The sequence below is a fragment of the Xylanibacter ruminicola genome (assembly GCF_900142525.1).
Lineage (GTDB): Bacteria > Bacteroidota > Bacteroidia > Bacteroidales > Bacteroidaceae > Prevotella > Prevotella ruminicola_A.
On record NZ_FRBD01000020.1, the window covers coordinates 22,935 to 38,555 of the forward strand.

10 protein-coding genes are annotated in these 15,621 nt (G+C 43.6%); 6 read left to right on the plus strand and 4 right to left on the minus strand.

Annotated elements, in window-relative coordinates; genetic code table 11:
- The 6 genes from BUB86_RS13005 (at position 1) to BUB86_RS17710 (ending at position 12,316) form a co-directional block, all read left to right on the plus strand.
- On the plus strand, positions 1-822 hold the full coding sequence (locus BUB86_RS13005; RefSeq protein ID WP_073210228.1) for a sensor histidine kinase: 822 nt from the start codon (positions 1-3) through the stop codon (positions 820-822).
- On the plus strand, positions 819-3,185 hold the full coding sequence (locus BUB86_RS13010; protein ID WP_073210230.1) for a TonB-dependent receptor plug domain-containing protein: 2,367 nt from the start codon (positions 819-821) through the stop codon (positions 3,183-3,185). Before BUB86_RS13005 ends, BUB86_RS13010 begins: the two co-directional genes overlap by 4 nt.
- Positions 3,186-3,198: 13 nt before the next feature.
- Positions 3,199-7,014 (plus strand): amino acid adenylation domain-containing protein, encoded by a 3,816-nt coding sequence (locus tag BUB86_RS13015; protein ID WP_073210232.1) that lies wholly within the window; start codon positions 3,199-3,201, stop codon positions 7,012-7,014.
- Positions 7,015-7,127: 113 nt separating this feature from the next.
- Positions 7,128-8,321, plus strand: coding sequence for an ATP-binding protein (locus BUB86_RS13020; protein ID WP_073210234.1), 1,194 nt, complete (start codon positions 7,128-7,130; stop codon positions 8,319-8,321).
- 66 nt (positions 8,322-8,387) lie between these two features.
- Complete coding sequence (nifJ, locus tag BUB86_RS13025; protein WP_073210236.1) at positions 8,388-11,957, plus strand: pyruvate:ferredoxin (flavodoxin) oxidoreductase; 3,570 nt, start codon at positions 8,388-8,390, stop codon at positions 11,955-11,957.
- Between the two features lie 248 nt (positions 11,958-12,205).
- Positions 12,206-12,316, plus strand: a complete 111-nt coding sequence (locus tag BUB86_RS17710) for a smalltalk protein (RefSeq protein WP_175549505.1) — start codon at positions 12,206-12,208, stop codon at positions 12,314-12,316.
- Between the two features lie 82 nt (positions 12,317-12,398).
- Here BUB86_RS17710 and nqrF read toward each other — a convergent pair whose 3' ends face one another.
- The 4 genes from nqrF to BUB86_RS13045 are packed head-to-tail and all read right to left on the minus strand — an operon-like array spanning position 12,399 to position 15,620.
- A complete protein-coding gene (nqrF, locus tag BUB86_RS13030) occupies positions 12,399-13,667 on the minus strand; it encodes an NADH:ubiquinone reductase (Na(+)-transporting) subunit F (protein ID WP_073210238.1) in 1,269 nt (422 codons plus the stop codon).
- Positions 13,668-13,700: 33 nt separating this feature from the next.
- A complete protein-coding gene (gene nqrE / locus BUB86_RS13035) occupies positions 13,701-14,327 on the minus strand; it encodes an NADH:ubiquinone reductase (Na(+)-transporting) subunit E (RefSeq protein WP_073210240.1) in 627 nt (208 codons plus the stop codon).
- 3 nt (positions 14,328-14,330) lie between these two features.
- Positions 14,331-14,954 (minus strand): NADH:ubiquinone reductase (Na(+)-transporting) subunit D, encoded by a 624-nt coding sequence (locus BUB86_RS13040; protein ID WP_013065051.1) that lies wholly within the window; start codon positions 14,952-14,954, stop codon positions 14,331-14,333.
- A gap of 3 nt (positions 14,955-14,957) precedes the next feature.
- Positions 14,958-15,620 (minus strand): FMN-binding protein, encoded by a 663-nt coding sequence (locus BUB86_RS13045; RefSeq protein WP_081373254.1) that lies wholly within the window; start codon positions 15,618-15,620, stop codon positions 14,958-14,960.
- Between the last annotated feature and the right edge of the window lies 1 nt (position 15,621).

Genomic DNA, 15,621 nt, shown 5'->3' on the forward strand with positions numbered 1-15,621 from the left:
ATGGAACAAGAAATCAATCAGCTCAAGGAACAATTGCAGAAGCAAGAGAAGTTGGCATCACTGGGAATCCTCAGTGCAGGTATTGCTCATGAGATACAGAATCCGCTAAATTTCGTCATCAATTTCAGCAAGATGTCTGACAAATTGCTGAAAGATTTGATGGAGATTATAGAAGATAATGAAGACAAGCTTCCAGAAGAAGACCGTGAGGATCTAGAAGACATTGTGGAAGATCTCAAAGAGAATATGGCGAAAATTGTGGAGCATGGTGAGCGTGCCATCAGCATTATTCGCGGCATCCTACTCGTATCTCGAGGCAAGGACAACGAATTTCTCCCAACAGATGTCTGCAAGCTGGCAAAAGAATATGTTTGGCTGAGTTATCATGCCATGCGTGCCAATCACAAGGGTTTCAATGCCAGCATTCATGAGCAATACGAGGATGGCATTCCGCAGATGATGGTCATCCCACAGGATCTGAGTCGCGCTATTCTCAACATCATGAACAATGCGTTTTATTCATTATGGAAGAAATCTCAAAATGCTGATGCTGATTATAAGCCAGAAGTAACCATCAACATCAGCAAACAGGAAAACAACTGCATCATCACAATGACAGACAATGGAGAAGGCATGAACGATGAAGTGAAACAGAAACTATTTGAGAATTTCTTTACCACGAAACCAGTTGGAGAAGGAACTGGTCTTGGCATGAATATTGTACGAGATATTATTGAGAATAAGCATCAAGGCACAATCACATTCGAATCAAAGGAAGGCCAAGGTGCTAGTTTCACATTCACTATACCTATAAAGAAATGAAGAAGAGTCTATACCTTATTATATTATTGGTAGCAATACAGCTCCAAGTCCACGCGCAGAACGAGTCTATGCGCCAGATTTATGATCAGGCAGAAAGTGAATATCGGTTAGGACGACTGAATCAGGCAATAGACTTGCTTCAAACCCACATTAATAACTTTCAAGGAAATTTGAAACAGAACGTCTATCGTCTCATGTCGCTTTGTTATCTAGCACAGGATAGTCTGAGACAATCCGAAGATTACGCAGAGCAGCTTCTCAAAGAGAATCCTTATTATACTTCAGTTCAAGACCCTATTCGGTTCGAAGATATTATCAATCGTCTCAAATCTGGCACTAGAGCAACTATTACCACGGCTTCTAATCAAGCAGAAACGCTTGACGAAGTACCTGTTCCTGTTATCCTTATTACTCAAGAAATGATAAAAGACATTGGAGCAAAAAATCTTCTAGAAGTCTTAACAGCATATGTTCCAGGTATTACAATCATTGAAAGTACAACCGAACTGAATTTCGCCATGCGTGGAGTTTATAAATCTGGCCAACAATCTGTCCTCATCATGGTAGATGGTCATCGTATTAATAGTTATTCCACTCATACGGCAACACCAGATTATAGCATTAATCTTGAAAAAGTTAAACAGATAGAAGTTCTTCGCGGTCCTGCGTCATCACTTTATGGAAACGTTGCATTGACAGGCGTAATCAATATCATTACCAAAGATGGCCATGACATAGATGGTGTAAAAATGTCTTATGGAATGGGAAACTATAAGCAAAACAAAGCAAATGTCATTTTTGGAAAACACTATGCAGATTTTGACGTAACAGGATGGGCTTCACTCTATACATCAAATGGAGAGACTTATTTTGAGACTGCAGAGGAGAGTCATGGACTTATCCCATTAAATGGTGATGTCATATTACATAGATTTAGCAAAAAACCATCTATTGATCTCGGTTTCAGATTTAAATGGAATGATTTCTATGCTTTTTACACATACCAATATGCAAAACAAGCACCAAGCTACTCTCTGGATGTATTCCAAGCACCGTATTCATATGACAAGTATGAACTATTTAATGGTCAATCACCAGGTCACAGCCACTCATCTCATAAAGGTGAGTTGGGCTATCAAAAAACATTCGGGAATCTCAATCTAAAAGCATCCTTATGTTATGATGCAGACGTTAATAACAATTATGACATCGCAGGAGACATCATACCGCCTGTAATGGGATTTAATATTGAAGGTGTTGACACCATTATTTATCCAACAGTAGGCTGTTATCAAATTATGACATGGAACGACTATCATTTTGAAGGAAACATTAGTGCAAGCTACAATTATTCTATCAATGGCAATAAAGGTTCTATCTTGTTAGGTGGTCAATATGAGAAATATGAGTTGATAGATAATGTTCTGAATCTTGGATGGAATTTTAATCATATCTTATGGACCACTAACGAAGATAATGCCTATATGAAGACAGGTAGTGAAAATGGTCTTTCTTCTTTCTTTCAAATAAAACAAACATACAAAAACTTCATTTTCAATGTTGGTTTACGTTATGATAGAAAAAAACGTTTCAACAATAACACAAAAGAAGCTCTTTCGCCACGTCTTGCTATCATCTATGCACGAAACAAATGGAATATGAAGTTCAGTTTTAACCGTGCTTTTGTAGATGCCTCATACTTTATGCGCTCTAACATATTGCCAACTTATAAGGGTGCAGAAGACCTATCTCCAGAATACATGAACTCCTTCCAATATACATTTGACTATCATTTCAATCCAGAGTTGAACTATGAGGTTAATTTCTTCTATAACGATATGAAGGATATTATCTATTATAATAGTGCTACATCTGCTGAAGGTAATGCCTATTCAAATGCCGGTTCATACAAAGCATGTGGTATAGAAAATGTTCTAAAATATCAAACATCTTCTTTCCGGGGAACATTGAATGCTACTTGGCAACATGCTATATCGGCAGAAAACTATGTAACAACTGGACATCGTGTTAATAACGTCCCTAAACTAAGCTACAACATCATTTTGGCAAAGAGAATCTTTGAGAGAAATGATCATGGACTATGGCTACATGCAAATGTACAAGGGACATCGGAACAGATTTCATACGTCTCAGCTTTTCCAGGAATGGAAAACGATGAATATATAGATATTCCTGCTCGAATTATCGCTGGCTGTGGATTTGACTACAAATGGAAGAATTTAGCAATATCAGCCAATGTACACAATTTATTCAACAAGCAATACCAACAGGGAGGAACCAGTCGTTCACCCATCAAACAAAATAGCAGATGGTTCTTAGGAACTATAACTCTTACACTTTAATAATTTAACAAAGATGATTAAACTTAATAGAATACAATATAGAATTTGGCTAGATTCGGAATTACGTGATTCACACAATATATATAACCTATCTTCTTCTGCGAAAATTGCTGGAGAATTTAATTGCAGTATATTAAGAAAAAGTATTGAATACTATTTTGAAGAATTTGTTTATTTGCATTCTAATATAACTACCGACAATGAAGGTTATCCATATTGGGAAGTAAAAACGCCGTACACTATTCCATTTTATGAAATACAATTATCAGACAATATCACAGCAGACCAGATTAAGGAAGAAATATGGAAAAAAGCATCTGAGCCAATAGATCTGAGAAAAGAATTCCCTTGTAGATTCTATCTATATAAACTCTCTAAAAAAGAATTTATCTTCTTAGAAATCTTCCATCATTGCGTCATGGATGCTTATGGTATGCAAAAATTTTCTGAACGGCTGTCTCAAATATATAATTTATTTTTAGGCAAAAAAACTTCTTTAGAACCAATTCCGTCTATAAAAGAAACTAACGAATTCATAGACTTCCATCAGAAAGGAACTCTTTTACAGAATGAAGGTATCGATAAAATATGCAAGGCCTTAAATGGTGCTTCATTTTTCACTCCATTACCATTTAACTCAAATGTAGCTGTAATCCGTAGCAATGATTACTGTTTTTCTTTAGGGAAGGAACTTATTCTTCAATGCAAAAAATTTTGCGCAGATAATGGACAGACTCTGTTTCGTGTTTTCTGTGCTGCATGGGGCATAGTATTAAGTAGAATGCTTAACCAAGAAAAAATCATCTTAGATCATGCTATAAATATTCGTTCAGAGAATTTAAAAAATGTAGCTGGTTCAATGGTGAATAATATGCCATTACTCATAGACCTTTCAGGAAACATATCTTCAAGGCAACTGCTTGAGTTTATACGTGAAGAACGACATCTCATTCGAGAATATCCATTTATAGACTATATTGATCTAATGTCAGAACTAAGGAAAAAGGATTCTGTCTTTTATAGTTCTACACCCAATTTGATGATTAATTACCCTGTTTCCTCTAAAATGGCAGTCTTAGATATCGAAGGTTGTGAATCTGAGTTTTTCTACCGTCCTATCATGGATTTGGTTGAAACAATTGGACTTCACATCTACGATGATAAAGAGTCGACATGCCAAATCATGTATAAAGATTTTATTCCATCATATTTTATCCAAGAATTGGCAAATTCTTTCTGTTTTGTTCTTCAACAAATAACAAAAGAGGACAAGCCTATTTATGATTACCAACTCATCACCCCGGAACGAGAACAACTAATCATCCAGCATAATAAAGTTAAACAGTTCCACATTAATAAAACATTAATTCAACAACTAAAGCAACATTGTGACCGTTTTGCTAACAAAAAAGCAATAATCTGCCAGTCTAATAGTTTATCATATGCCGAGTTCGATGAACTTACAGACAAAATCTGTCAATTTGTAAAAAAATACAAAAGCGACAAGTTCCGTGTAGCTATTTGCCTAAAAAGGAGCATCTATACAATCCCCACCATTATAGGCGTTTTGAAAGCTGGTGCAACTTATATACCATTTGACAAAGACACGCCTCATTCCAGAATGGAATTCATGTTAAAAGATAGTGAAGCAACACTATTACTCACGGAAAAAGGCATTGACATACCGTCAGCACCTTGCCAAATATCATATATTAACGACATCATAAATGAAACTGTAGATTCTACTACAGTTAATGCAAGCATGCCCTATACGGCATATATCATTTATACATCAGGCACAACAGGAATTCCCAAAGCCACACCTATATCAACAAACTCCCTACATCAACTGATACACAATATTATCCATCATAACAAATGGATTGACGAACAAGATCGTGTTCTCCAAATGGCAAGCATTAGTTTTGATGCTTCTATTGTTGACATCTTTGCGGCTCTGTATTCTGGAGCAACACTTGTCTTTGCTGATGATAATGAAAGGAAAGACATAGGACTTCTACTTGACCTCCTAATAAGAGAACGTGTTTCATTTGCGACTATTCCTCCAGCAGTCATGGCTATTTTACCTGTTAACAATTTACCAGACATGAAAACTATGGTATTTGCTGGCGAGGCAACTCCCAAAGAAGTATTTGACCGTTGGCAAAACAAAGGAATACGCATTGTCAATGCATATGGACCAACAGAAAACTGTGTATGTTCGACATTTGCTGATATCACAGAAACATCGTCACCTACAAATATCGGTAAGCCATTAAACAATGTATCCTGTTATGTTCTTGATAAGAATCTACACCTGTTACCATATGGTGTAGCAGGTGAACTTTATTTAGGTGGCAACCAACTAACCGATGGTTATTTGAATCAGGAAGATTTAAATTCTAAGTGTTTTATCCAAAACCCATATGCAAATATAGATCAAATTGAGAATAACGTTAATCAGCTTATTTACAAGACAGGAGACATTGTATATTTGAAACCAGATTTCACCATAGAGTATATAGGGCGTGCAGACTTTCAGATAAAACTGAATGGACACAGAATAGAATTAGAAGAAATCGAAAGACATTTGAACATGCATCCAGATATTAATCTGGCTGTCACAACTATTATTACACAATCAAATGGTAAAAAACAAATAGCTGCATACATCAAACTTCAATCAGGTAGTAAAGCTATTACTCCCAAAAAGCTTTATGAGTTTTTATCAAAGGACTTACCTGAATATATGATTCCCACAAAATGGATAATTGTTAATGAGTTTAATTTAACTACCAATGGTAAGATTGACAGATCTTCACTTCCAAAAGGATGTGATTTAGATACTTCAGATGACAAAAGCGATTACATAGCTCCTACTACTGCATCAGAACATATCTTGGTAAATATTTTTTCAAGAATATTAGAACAAGACCACATCAGCGTAGAAGCAAACTTGTTTGAGGAATATGGTGTTCAATCAATCCAAGCCATGAGTGCTATTTTTGAGGCAAAAAAACAAGGTATTGAGTTGTCTGTTTCTTCTCTTTACAAAAACAAAAGCATACGAGCCTGCCTACGCGATAACAAAACATATCCATATTATTGGTATAATAATGAGGATGCAAACAAGCCTGTAATTATACTTATCTGCGGATTAGTATATTTACAACCCTATCATCATGATCTACTAGAATTACTTAAAGACAAGTACACGATCTTAGTTTTAGAATCGATTCACGAATTTTTCTTTATGAAAGAGGATTGTACTTTCGCCAACTTACTTAACAGTTATATGGAAGTACTACCTAAAATGCTTAAAGGAAAAAAGCTATTTGGAATTACAGGTTGGTGCATAGGGGGTGAAATAGCTCTACAACTTGCTGTAGAAATGAAACAAGCAGGAATCGCATCACCTATTGTATTCTCACTTGACGGCTACCTTCACCATGATGTAGATAAGGATGCACCTCTTTTCTACATGAATTTCCCTAATGTTTCTGAAGAAATTAATAAGGAAAGAGACCGTATTAAAAATGAGTTTATTGCTTCAATATTCTTCAGACCATATAATGGAAAGGTGTATTGCTTCTTGGCTGATCAATTCTCAAAATATCCGCCAAATGGTGAGATCCTTAGCGATGAGGAAGTTGACTTCAATTACAAAAGTTTTAAAAAGAATCCCGGAGATTGGGAAAGATTACAACCTAGTTGCATTAGGATTTTCATACATGATAACCACTATTCATTCCTACAAAAAAGGAATATGATAGAAATCGTAAAAATCATGGATAAAGAACGTGAGATATTCATTGAAACAAATAAATAAAAGATAAAAATTACTTTTTTTGCAAGATTTTGCTATTTCTACTTTGCAATTTGAGAAAATTGTTGTACCTTTGCAACCACTTTTAAAAGCAAATAGAAACAAATAAAGCAGGAATGGAAGCTTTTTTCAGGACGCACAGATATCTCGTAGAGCATGTAAATGCACCGGTTCGTCGCATTCTAATGGATGAGATAGACTGGAACGACCGCATGATTGGTATCAAAGGAACGCGAGGCATCGGCAAGACTACTTTTCTACTTCAATATGCTAAGGAGAATTTTGATATTATGGACAAGCAATGTCTGTATATCAATATGAACAACTTCTATTTTCAGGGCGAAGGTATAGCCGATTTTGCCGGCAACTTCTACAAGCATGGAGGCCGTGTTCTTCTTATCGACCAGGTGTTTAAGCAGCCCAACTGGAGTAGCGAGCTCCGCAAGTGCTACGACCTCTACCCTAACCTGAAGATTGTATTCACAGGCTCGAGCGTGATGCGACTCAAGGACGAGAACCCTGAACTGAATGGCATCGTTAAGAGCTACAATCTGCGTGGTCTGTCATTCCGCGAGTTCATCAACCTGATGACAGGCAATAACTTCCGCCCTTACACACTCGACGAGATCCTGAAGGATCACGAGCGCATCATCAAGCAGATTCTGCCTAAGGTATCGCCCAACAAATACTTCCAGGATTATATTCATCATGGTTTCTACCCCTTCTTCCAGGAGCATCGCAACTACAGCGAGAACCTGCTAAAGACCATGAACATGATGACCGAGGTTGATATCCTGCTCATCAAGCAGATTGAACTCAAGTATCTTACTAAGATCAAGAAGCTGTTCTACCAAATAGCCGAAGAGGGTCCTGCCAAGACGCCAAACGTTAGTAAGTTGGCACAGGACATTGAGACCAGTCGCGCCACGGTTATGAACTACATCAAGTATCTGACCGATGCCCGCCTGCTGAATCTTATCTATCCCGTAGGCCAGGACTTCCCCAAGAAGCCTGCCAAGATCATGCTTCACAACTCAAACCTGATGTACGCCATCTATCCTATTCAGGTAGATAAGCAGGAGGCTATGGAGACGTTCTTTGTCAATTCTATGTGGAAAGATCATAAGGTAAACACGGCCAGCACACGCGACTGCAACTATATCGTGGACGAGAAACTGAAGTTCCGTGTGGTTGATGCCAAGTCGCCAGCCAAGATGCGCATCTCGCCCGATGTGATCTACGCCCGCTATAATACCGAGATTGGTAAGGATAACCAAATTCCCTTGTGGTTGCTGGGATTCCTGTATTAAAGATAATAAGGTAAATAATATAACAAACGAATATTTAGTTAGTAATTCTTTTTAAATCAAAAACAAATGGCTAAAGAAAAGAAGTTTATCACTTGTGATGGTAACGAGGCTGCAGCTCATGTGAGCTATATGTTCTCGGAGGTAGCTGCTATCTACCCCATCACCCCGTCTTCGCCTATGGCGGAGCATGTTGACGAGTGGGCTGCCCGTGGTCGTAAGAACCTCTGGGGTCAGAACGTCTCAGTTCAGGAAATGCAGTCTGAGGCTGGTGCTGCCGGTGCCGTTCACGGTTCGCTGCAGGCTGGTGCCCTCACCACTACATTCACCGCTTCTCAGGGTCTTCTGCTGATGATTCCTAACATGTACAAGATTGCTGGTGAGCTGATTCCATGTGTATTCGACGTTTCTGCCCGTACACTGGCTTCTCACTCTCTCTGTATCTTCGGTGACCACCAGGACGTAATGGCTTGCCGTCAGACCGGTTTTGCTATGTTCTGCTCTGGTTCAGTACAGGAGGTGATGGACCTCACAGCCGTTCCTCACCTGGCTACTCTCGAGACCTGCGTACCTTTCGTTAATTTCTTCGATGGTTTCCGCACCTCTCACGAGTATCACAAGATTGAGTTGATGGATCAGGAGGATATCCGTCCTCTGGTTAAGGAGGAGTTTGTTAAGCGTTTCCGCGATCGTGCTATGAGCCCTGAGCGTCCTATCACCCGTGGTACTGCTGAGAACCCTGAGACATTCTTCACTCACCGTGAGGCCAGCAACCAGTACTACGATGCAGTACCTGAGGTTGTAGAGAAGTACCTCGGCGAGATCTCTAAGATCACCGGCCGTGAGTACCACCTCTTCTCATATTATGGTGCTGAGGATGCCGACCGTATGATTATCCTCATGGGTTCTGCAACCGATGCAGCTCGCGAGGCTATCGACTATCTGAATGCTAACGGTCAGAAGGTTGGTATGATCTCTGTTCACCTCTATCGTCCATTCAGCGTTAAGCACCTGCTCGCTTCAGTTCCTAAGACTGTTAAGCGTATCGCTGTGCTCGACCGTACTAAGGAGCCCGGTGCAAACGGCGAGCCTCTGTACCTCGACGTGAAGGATGCTTACTACGACGTAGAGAACAAGCCCCTCATCGTTGGTGGCCGCTACGGTCTTGGTAGCCGCGACACCACTCCCGCTCAGATCATCAGCGTGTTCAACAACCTCGCTATGCCAGAGCCAAAGAACCACTTCACTATCGGTATCGTAGACGACGTAACATTCACTTCTCTGCCCGAGGTTGAGGAGATTGCTCTCGGCGGCGCTGGCATGTTCCAGGCTAAGTTCTACGGTCTGGGTGCTGATGGTACCGTTGGTGCTAACAAGAACTCAGTTAAGATCATTGGTGACAACACCGACAAGTACTGCCAGGCTTACTTCTCTTACGACTCTAAGAAGTCAGGAGGTTTCACCTGCTCTCACCTGCGTTTCGGTGATACACCTATCCGCTCTACCTACCTGGTAACTACACCTAACTTCGTAGCTTGCCACGTTCAGGCTTATCTCCACATGTACGACGTTACCCGTGGTCTGCAGAAGAACGGTCAGTTCCTGCTGAACACTATCTTCGACGCCGACGAGCTTGAGAAGTTCATGCCTAACAAGGTAAAGCGTTTCTTCGCACAGAACAACATTACTGTATATACTATCAACGCTACCAAGATTGCACAGGAGATTGGTTTGGGCAACCGTACCAACACTATCCTGCAGAGTGCATTCTTCCGTATCACAGGCGTTATCCCTGTAGAGCTGGCTGTTGAGAAGATGAAGGCTGCTGCCTTGAAGTCTTACGGCGCTAAGGGTCAGGACGTTGTTGATAAGAACTACGCCGCTATCGACCGTGGTGGTGAGTACGTGCAGCTCACAGTTAAGCCTGAGTGGGCTAACCTGCCAGACGATGAGCCTAAGGCCGACAACGCTCCTGCATTCGTTAAGGAGCTGGTTCGTCCTATCAACGCTCAGGCCGGCGACCTGCTGAAGGTTTCTGACTTCGTTAAGCATGGTACCGTCGACGGTTCTTGGGAGGTTGGTACAGCCGCTTACGAGAAGCGTGGTGTTGAGGCCTTCGTTCCTGCTTGGAACAAGGACAACTGTATCCAGTGTAACCAGTGTGCTTACATCTGTCCTCACGCTGCTATCCGTCCATTCGTTCTTACCGACGAGGAGCTTGCTCAGTTCGACGGTCTCGAGACTCTCGAGATGAAGGCTCCTGCAGCTATGAAGGGTATGCACTTCGTTATCGAGCCTTCAGTACTCGACTGTCTGGGATGCGGCAACTGTGCCGACATCTGCCCAGGTAATCCTAAGACAGGCAAGGCCCTCACAATGGTTCCATTCAACCCCGATACAACCGAGAACAAGAAGATGGCTGCCGATTGGGACAAGCTTGTTAAGGTTCCTTCTAAGCAGCACTTGGTTGACATCAAGAGCAACGTTAAGAACTCTCAGTTCGCTCAGCCTCTGTTCGAGTTCTCTGGTGCTTGCTCTGGTTGCGGTGAGACTCCTTATGTGAAGCTGATTTCTCAGCTGTTCGGTGATCGTCAGATGATTGCCAACGCTACTGGATGTTCTTCTATCTACTCTGCTTCTATTCCTTCTACACCTTATACTAAGAACGAGAAGGGTCAGGGTCCTGTATTCAACAACTCACTGTTCGAGGACTTCTGCGAGTTCGGTCTCGGTATGGCTCTCGGTAACAAGAAGATGAAGGAGCGCGTAGCTAAGCTGCTGCAGGAGATGATCGACGGCAACGCTAGCGACGAGTACAAGGCTCTCGCTCAGGAGTGGATCGCCAACAAGGAGGATGCTGAGAAGACCAAGGAGATTGCTCCAAAGCTTCGTGCTTGCATCGCTGAGAGCGCCGCTAAGGGTTGCCCAGTTTGCAAGGAGCTCCAGACTCTGGATCACTATCTCGTAAAGCGCAGCCAGTGGATTATCGGTGGTGATGGTGCTTCTTACGATATCGGTTACGGCGGTCTCGACCACGTGATTGCTTCTGGTGAGGACGTTAACATCCTCGTGCTCGATACTGAGGTTTACTCTAACACCGGTGGTCAGGCTTCTAAGGCTACTCCTCTTGGTGCTATCGCTCAGTTCGCTGCTCAGGGTAAGCGCATCCGCAAGAAGGATCTGGGTATGATTGCTACCACCTACGGTTATGTATATGTAGCTCAGATTGCTATGGGCGCCGACCACGCACAGACCCTCAAGGCTATCCGCGAGGCTGAGGCTTGGCACGGACCTTCAATCATCATCGCTTACGCTCCATGTATCAACCACGGTCTGAAGGCCAAGGGCGGTATGGGTAAGAGCCAGGCTGAGGAGAAGAAGGCTGTTGAGTGCGGTTACTGGCACCTGTGGCGCTACAACCCAGCTCTGGCTGACGAAGGCAAGAACCCATTCTCACTCGACTCTAAGGAGCCTAACTGGGAGAACTTCCACGACTTCCTGCTCGGTGAGGTTCGTTACCTCTCTGTCAAGAAGGCTTATCCTAACGAGGCCGAGGAGCTGTTCGCTGAGGCACAGAAGATGGCTCAGCTGCGCTACAAGACTTACATCCGCAAGTCTCAGGAGAACTGGGAGGATTAATCCTTGAATCGTTGTAGGGGATTCATCATCCCCTACTCCTAATAAAAAAGGCAGCGCATCCGATGTTGGGTGCGCTGCTTTCTTAATGACAATGATGACAATCATGACAGGAGGCAGTGGCAACGGTGGCGGTGGCTACATCAGCGACGAGGATTGATAATAGGTAAAAGAGTTTATCTCCTCCACCCCTAACCCCTCCTCCCAGGAGGAGGGGAAATTTTTAAAGTACAAAGGGAAAATGAAAATCTATGAGTAAGAAAGAAACCGTAAAGTTTATCGTGCAGTTGATAGCATCTATCGCAACGGCGATTGTGACTGCACTGGGAGCAACATCGTGTATGGGCTATGGGCTGGTTTAGAAACGGCCTGAAAACAAAAGAAAGTGTAGTAACCATTTAGTTACTACACTTATCTTATTATCAGAGGGGATAAACCTAATGATTATCCACCAAAGTTATCGTACATGATTGACTCGGGATCTACGCCGAGAGAGTCGAGCATGCCCACAACGGCCTTCGACATTGGGCCAGGACCGCACATGTAGTACTCGATATCCTCGGGAGCATCGTGGTCCTTCAGATAGGTCTCGAACATCACGTTGTGAACAAATCCTGGTGTGTACTTTACGCCAGCTGCATCGGCTGCAGGGTCTGGACGGTCGAGTGCCAGGTGGAAGTGGAAGTTGGGGTACTCCTTCTCCAGTCCCAGGAAATCCTCGAGATAGAACACCTCGTTCAGCGCGCGAGCACCATAGAAGTAGTGCATCTCGCGATCGGTGGTGTGCAGCGTCTTTGTCATGTGCATGATCTGAGCACGCAGAGGAGCCATACCGGCACCACCACCAACCCAAATCATCTCCTTCTTCGAGTCGAAGTGTGGGTGGAAGTCGCCGAAAGGTCCGCTCATGATTACCTTATCGCCTGGTTTCAGCGAGAAGATGTAAGACGAAGCGATACCAGGGTTAACATCCATGAAGCCACTGCGGTCGGCCTTGAATGGAGGTGTAGCGATACGTACGGTAAGCATAAACACATCACCCTCGGCTGGATAGTTAGCCATTGAGTAGGCACGGATGGTGTCCTCGGGATTCTTACACTTGAGTGGGAACAGTCCGAACTTCTCCCATGCGGGCAGATACTCGTCGCCAATCAGGCTCTTATCGATATCCTTATCGTAGTCGATGCAATCGAACTTAGGAATCTTGATCTGAGCGTACGAACCTGGCAGGAAGTCCATGTGCTCGCCAGCAGGCAGCTGTACCTTGAACTCCTTGATAAAGGTAGCCACGTTCTTGTTAGAGATAACGGTACACTCGTACTCCTTAACACCGAGGATACTCTCGTCTACGTGTATCTTCAGGTCGCCCTTCACCTTGCACTGGCAGCCCAAACGCCAATGGTCCTTGATCTGCTTGCGGGTGAAGTGAGGCTTCTCAGAGTCGAGAATCTCGCCGCCGCCCTCCAACACCTGTACCTTACACTGTCCGCAGCTGGCCTTACCGCCACAGGCTGAAGGCAGGAAGATGCCGTTCTGGTTCAGGGTAGCCATCAGGTTGTTGCCCTGTGGCACGTTGAGCACCTTATCGCCATTTACTGTAATATTCACGTTGCCGCTGGGGCTGAGATACTTCTTAGCCACCAACAGGATAATCACCAGCAGGATGATCACCAAGAGGAAAACCCCTATACTATATGCTATAAACTGAGCCATATTTCTTAATTCTTAATTCTTAACTCTTAATTACTATATGTTCAGTCCGCTGAAACACATCATCGCCATAGCCATGAGGCCCACGGTGATAAACACAATACCGAGGCCCTGCAGGGGCTTGGGAACATCAGAATACTGCATCTTTTCGCGGATGGCACCCATGGCAACGATGGCCAGCGCCCAACCGATACCCGAGCCGAAGCCATAAATGATGGCATCCCAGATAGAGGTGATGGCCTGCGAGTTGCTGGGATCCATCAGGATGCGCTGCTGCATGAACAGCGATGCACCCATGATAGCGCAGTTAACGGCAATCAGAGGCAGGAAGATACCCAGCGCTGCATAGAGCGATGGAGAGTACTTCTCGACCGTCATCTCAACCAGCTGCACCATACCGGCAATCACAGCGATGAAGAGGATAAACGACAGGTAGCTCAGGTCGACGCCCTCAACGAGACAGTCGGGGCCCAGCACCTTGGTCTGCAACAGATAGTTAACGGGAACGGTAACGGTGAGCACGAATGTCACAGCGAGACCCAGTCCCAGCGAAGTCTTCACAGTCTTCGACACAGCCAGATAAGAGCACATGCCGAGGAAGAAGGCGAAGATCATATTGTCGACAAAGATCGACCTGAATAGTAATGATATTGCGTGTTCCATATCTTATTTCTCCTTATAAAAGTAAGCACGATGAACCCAAATCACACATCCCACGAGAATCAGCGCCATGGCTGGCATCGTCATCATACCGTTGTTAACGTAACCGAAGTCGTAGCAGGCATCGGGTACAATCTGGAAGCCCAGCAGACTGCCGCGGCCCAGTAACTCGCGAACGGCACCAACAATCACCAGGATCATAGCGTAGCCCAGACCGTTACCTACACCATCGAGGAACGAAGGCCAAGGCTTGTTCTGCATGGCGAACGCCTCGAGGCGACCCATCAGGATACAGTTGGTAATGATCAATCCTACATATACCGACAGCTGAACGCTCACATCGTAAGCGAAAGCCTTCAGAATCTGAGAAACGATAGTTACAAGAGCAGCCACAACTACCAGCTGAACCACAATACGGATGCGGTTAGGGATAGTGTTGCGGATGATTGAGATGATTACGTTAGAGAAAGCGGTAATCACAGTAACGGCGAGTCCCATTACGATGGCAGGCTTAAGCTGCGATGTAACAGCCAATGCCGAGCAGATGCCCAGCACCTGTCCAAGGATAGGATGGTCGACGTTTAATGGGTTTGTAAAAACCTCCTTATTTTGTTTACTGAATAATGCCATAGTTTATTCCTCCACTACTTTAGTTGAATCAGTATTTGCAACAGTCTCGAGCATTCGGCCGATAGCATAGGTCTGGAAACCTTTCAATCCGTCCTTCAGCATGGCGTCAACACCATTCGAAGTAAGGGTTGCACCAGTTACACAGTCGACCTGAGTAGCGGGATCCTCAACCTTCTTAACAACTGAGAGTACTACGTTGCCGTTCTCGTCCCAGATCTTCTTGCCGATGAACTTCTCCTGCCAAGCCTGAGAGTCCTTGATTTCGGCACCCAGACCAGCGGTCTCACCTTCGTGGTTGAAGTAGGCGCCGTAAACCTTGCCCTCTTCGTCGATAGCAAGATAACCGCTGATGCCCCCCCAAAGGCCCATACCCTTCAGGCTAACTACAGTAACGTTCTTACCATCAATCTGGCACTCATAGGCCTTCTGACCATTATTCTCGTCCTCCTTCTCGGTCTTTACCACCTCGGCATACTTAGCCTCGGCCTCGGCACCATCCAGATTGCGGATGTTGAGCGAGTAGAGAATCTGCTTCTTCACATCAAGTGCTACGTTAGCATCCTGCATAGGCTTCAAGGCCTGATAGACAAATGCCAGCAGGAAGGCTACGATAACCACCATTACCGCGCTATATATAATAATGTACGCGTTAGAGTTTGTATTCAGT

Bases quoted from the DNA above. Each gene is read 5' to 3' on its own strand.
- BUB86_RS13005 (WP_073210228.1), top strand. From the start codon at position 1: ATGGAACAAGAAATCAATCAGCTCAAGGAACAATTGCAGAAGCAAGAG.
- nifJ (WP_073210236.1), top strand. From the start codon at position 8,388: ATGGCTAAAGAAAAGAAGTTTATCACTTGTGATGGTAACGAGGCTGCA.
- BUB86_RS13010 (WP_073210230.1), top strand. From the start codon at position 819: ATGAAGAAGAGTCTATACCTTATTATATTATTGGTAGCAATACAGCTC.
- BUB86_RS13040 (WP_013065051.1), bottom strand. From the start codon at position 14,954: ATGGCATTATTCAGTAAACAAAATAAGGAGGTTTTTACAAACCCATTA.
- nqrE (WP_073210240.1), bottom strand. From the start codon at position 14,327: ATGGAACACGCAATATCATTACTATTCAGGTCGATCTTTGTCGACAAT.
- BUB86_RS17710 (WP_175549505.1), top strand. From the start codon at position 12,206: ATGAGTAAGAAAGAAACCGTAAAGTTTATCGTGCAGTTGATAGCATCT.
- BUB86_RS13015 (WP_073210232.1), top strand. From the start codon at position 3,199: ATGATTAAACTTAATAGAATACAATATAGAATTTGGCTAGATTCGGAA.
- BUB86_RS13020 (WP_073210234.1), top strand. From the start codon at position 7,128: ATGGAAGCTTTTTTCAGGACGCACAGATATCTCGTAGAGCATGTAAAT.
- nqrF (WP_073210238.1), bottom strand. From the start codon at position 13,667: ATGGCTCAGTTTATAGCATATAGTATAGGGGTTTTCCTCTTGGTGATC.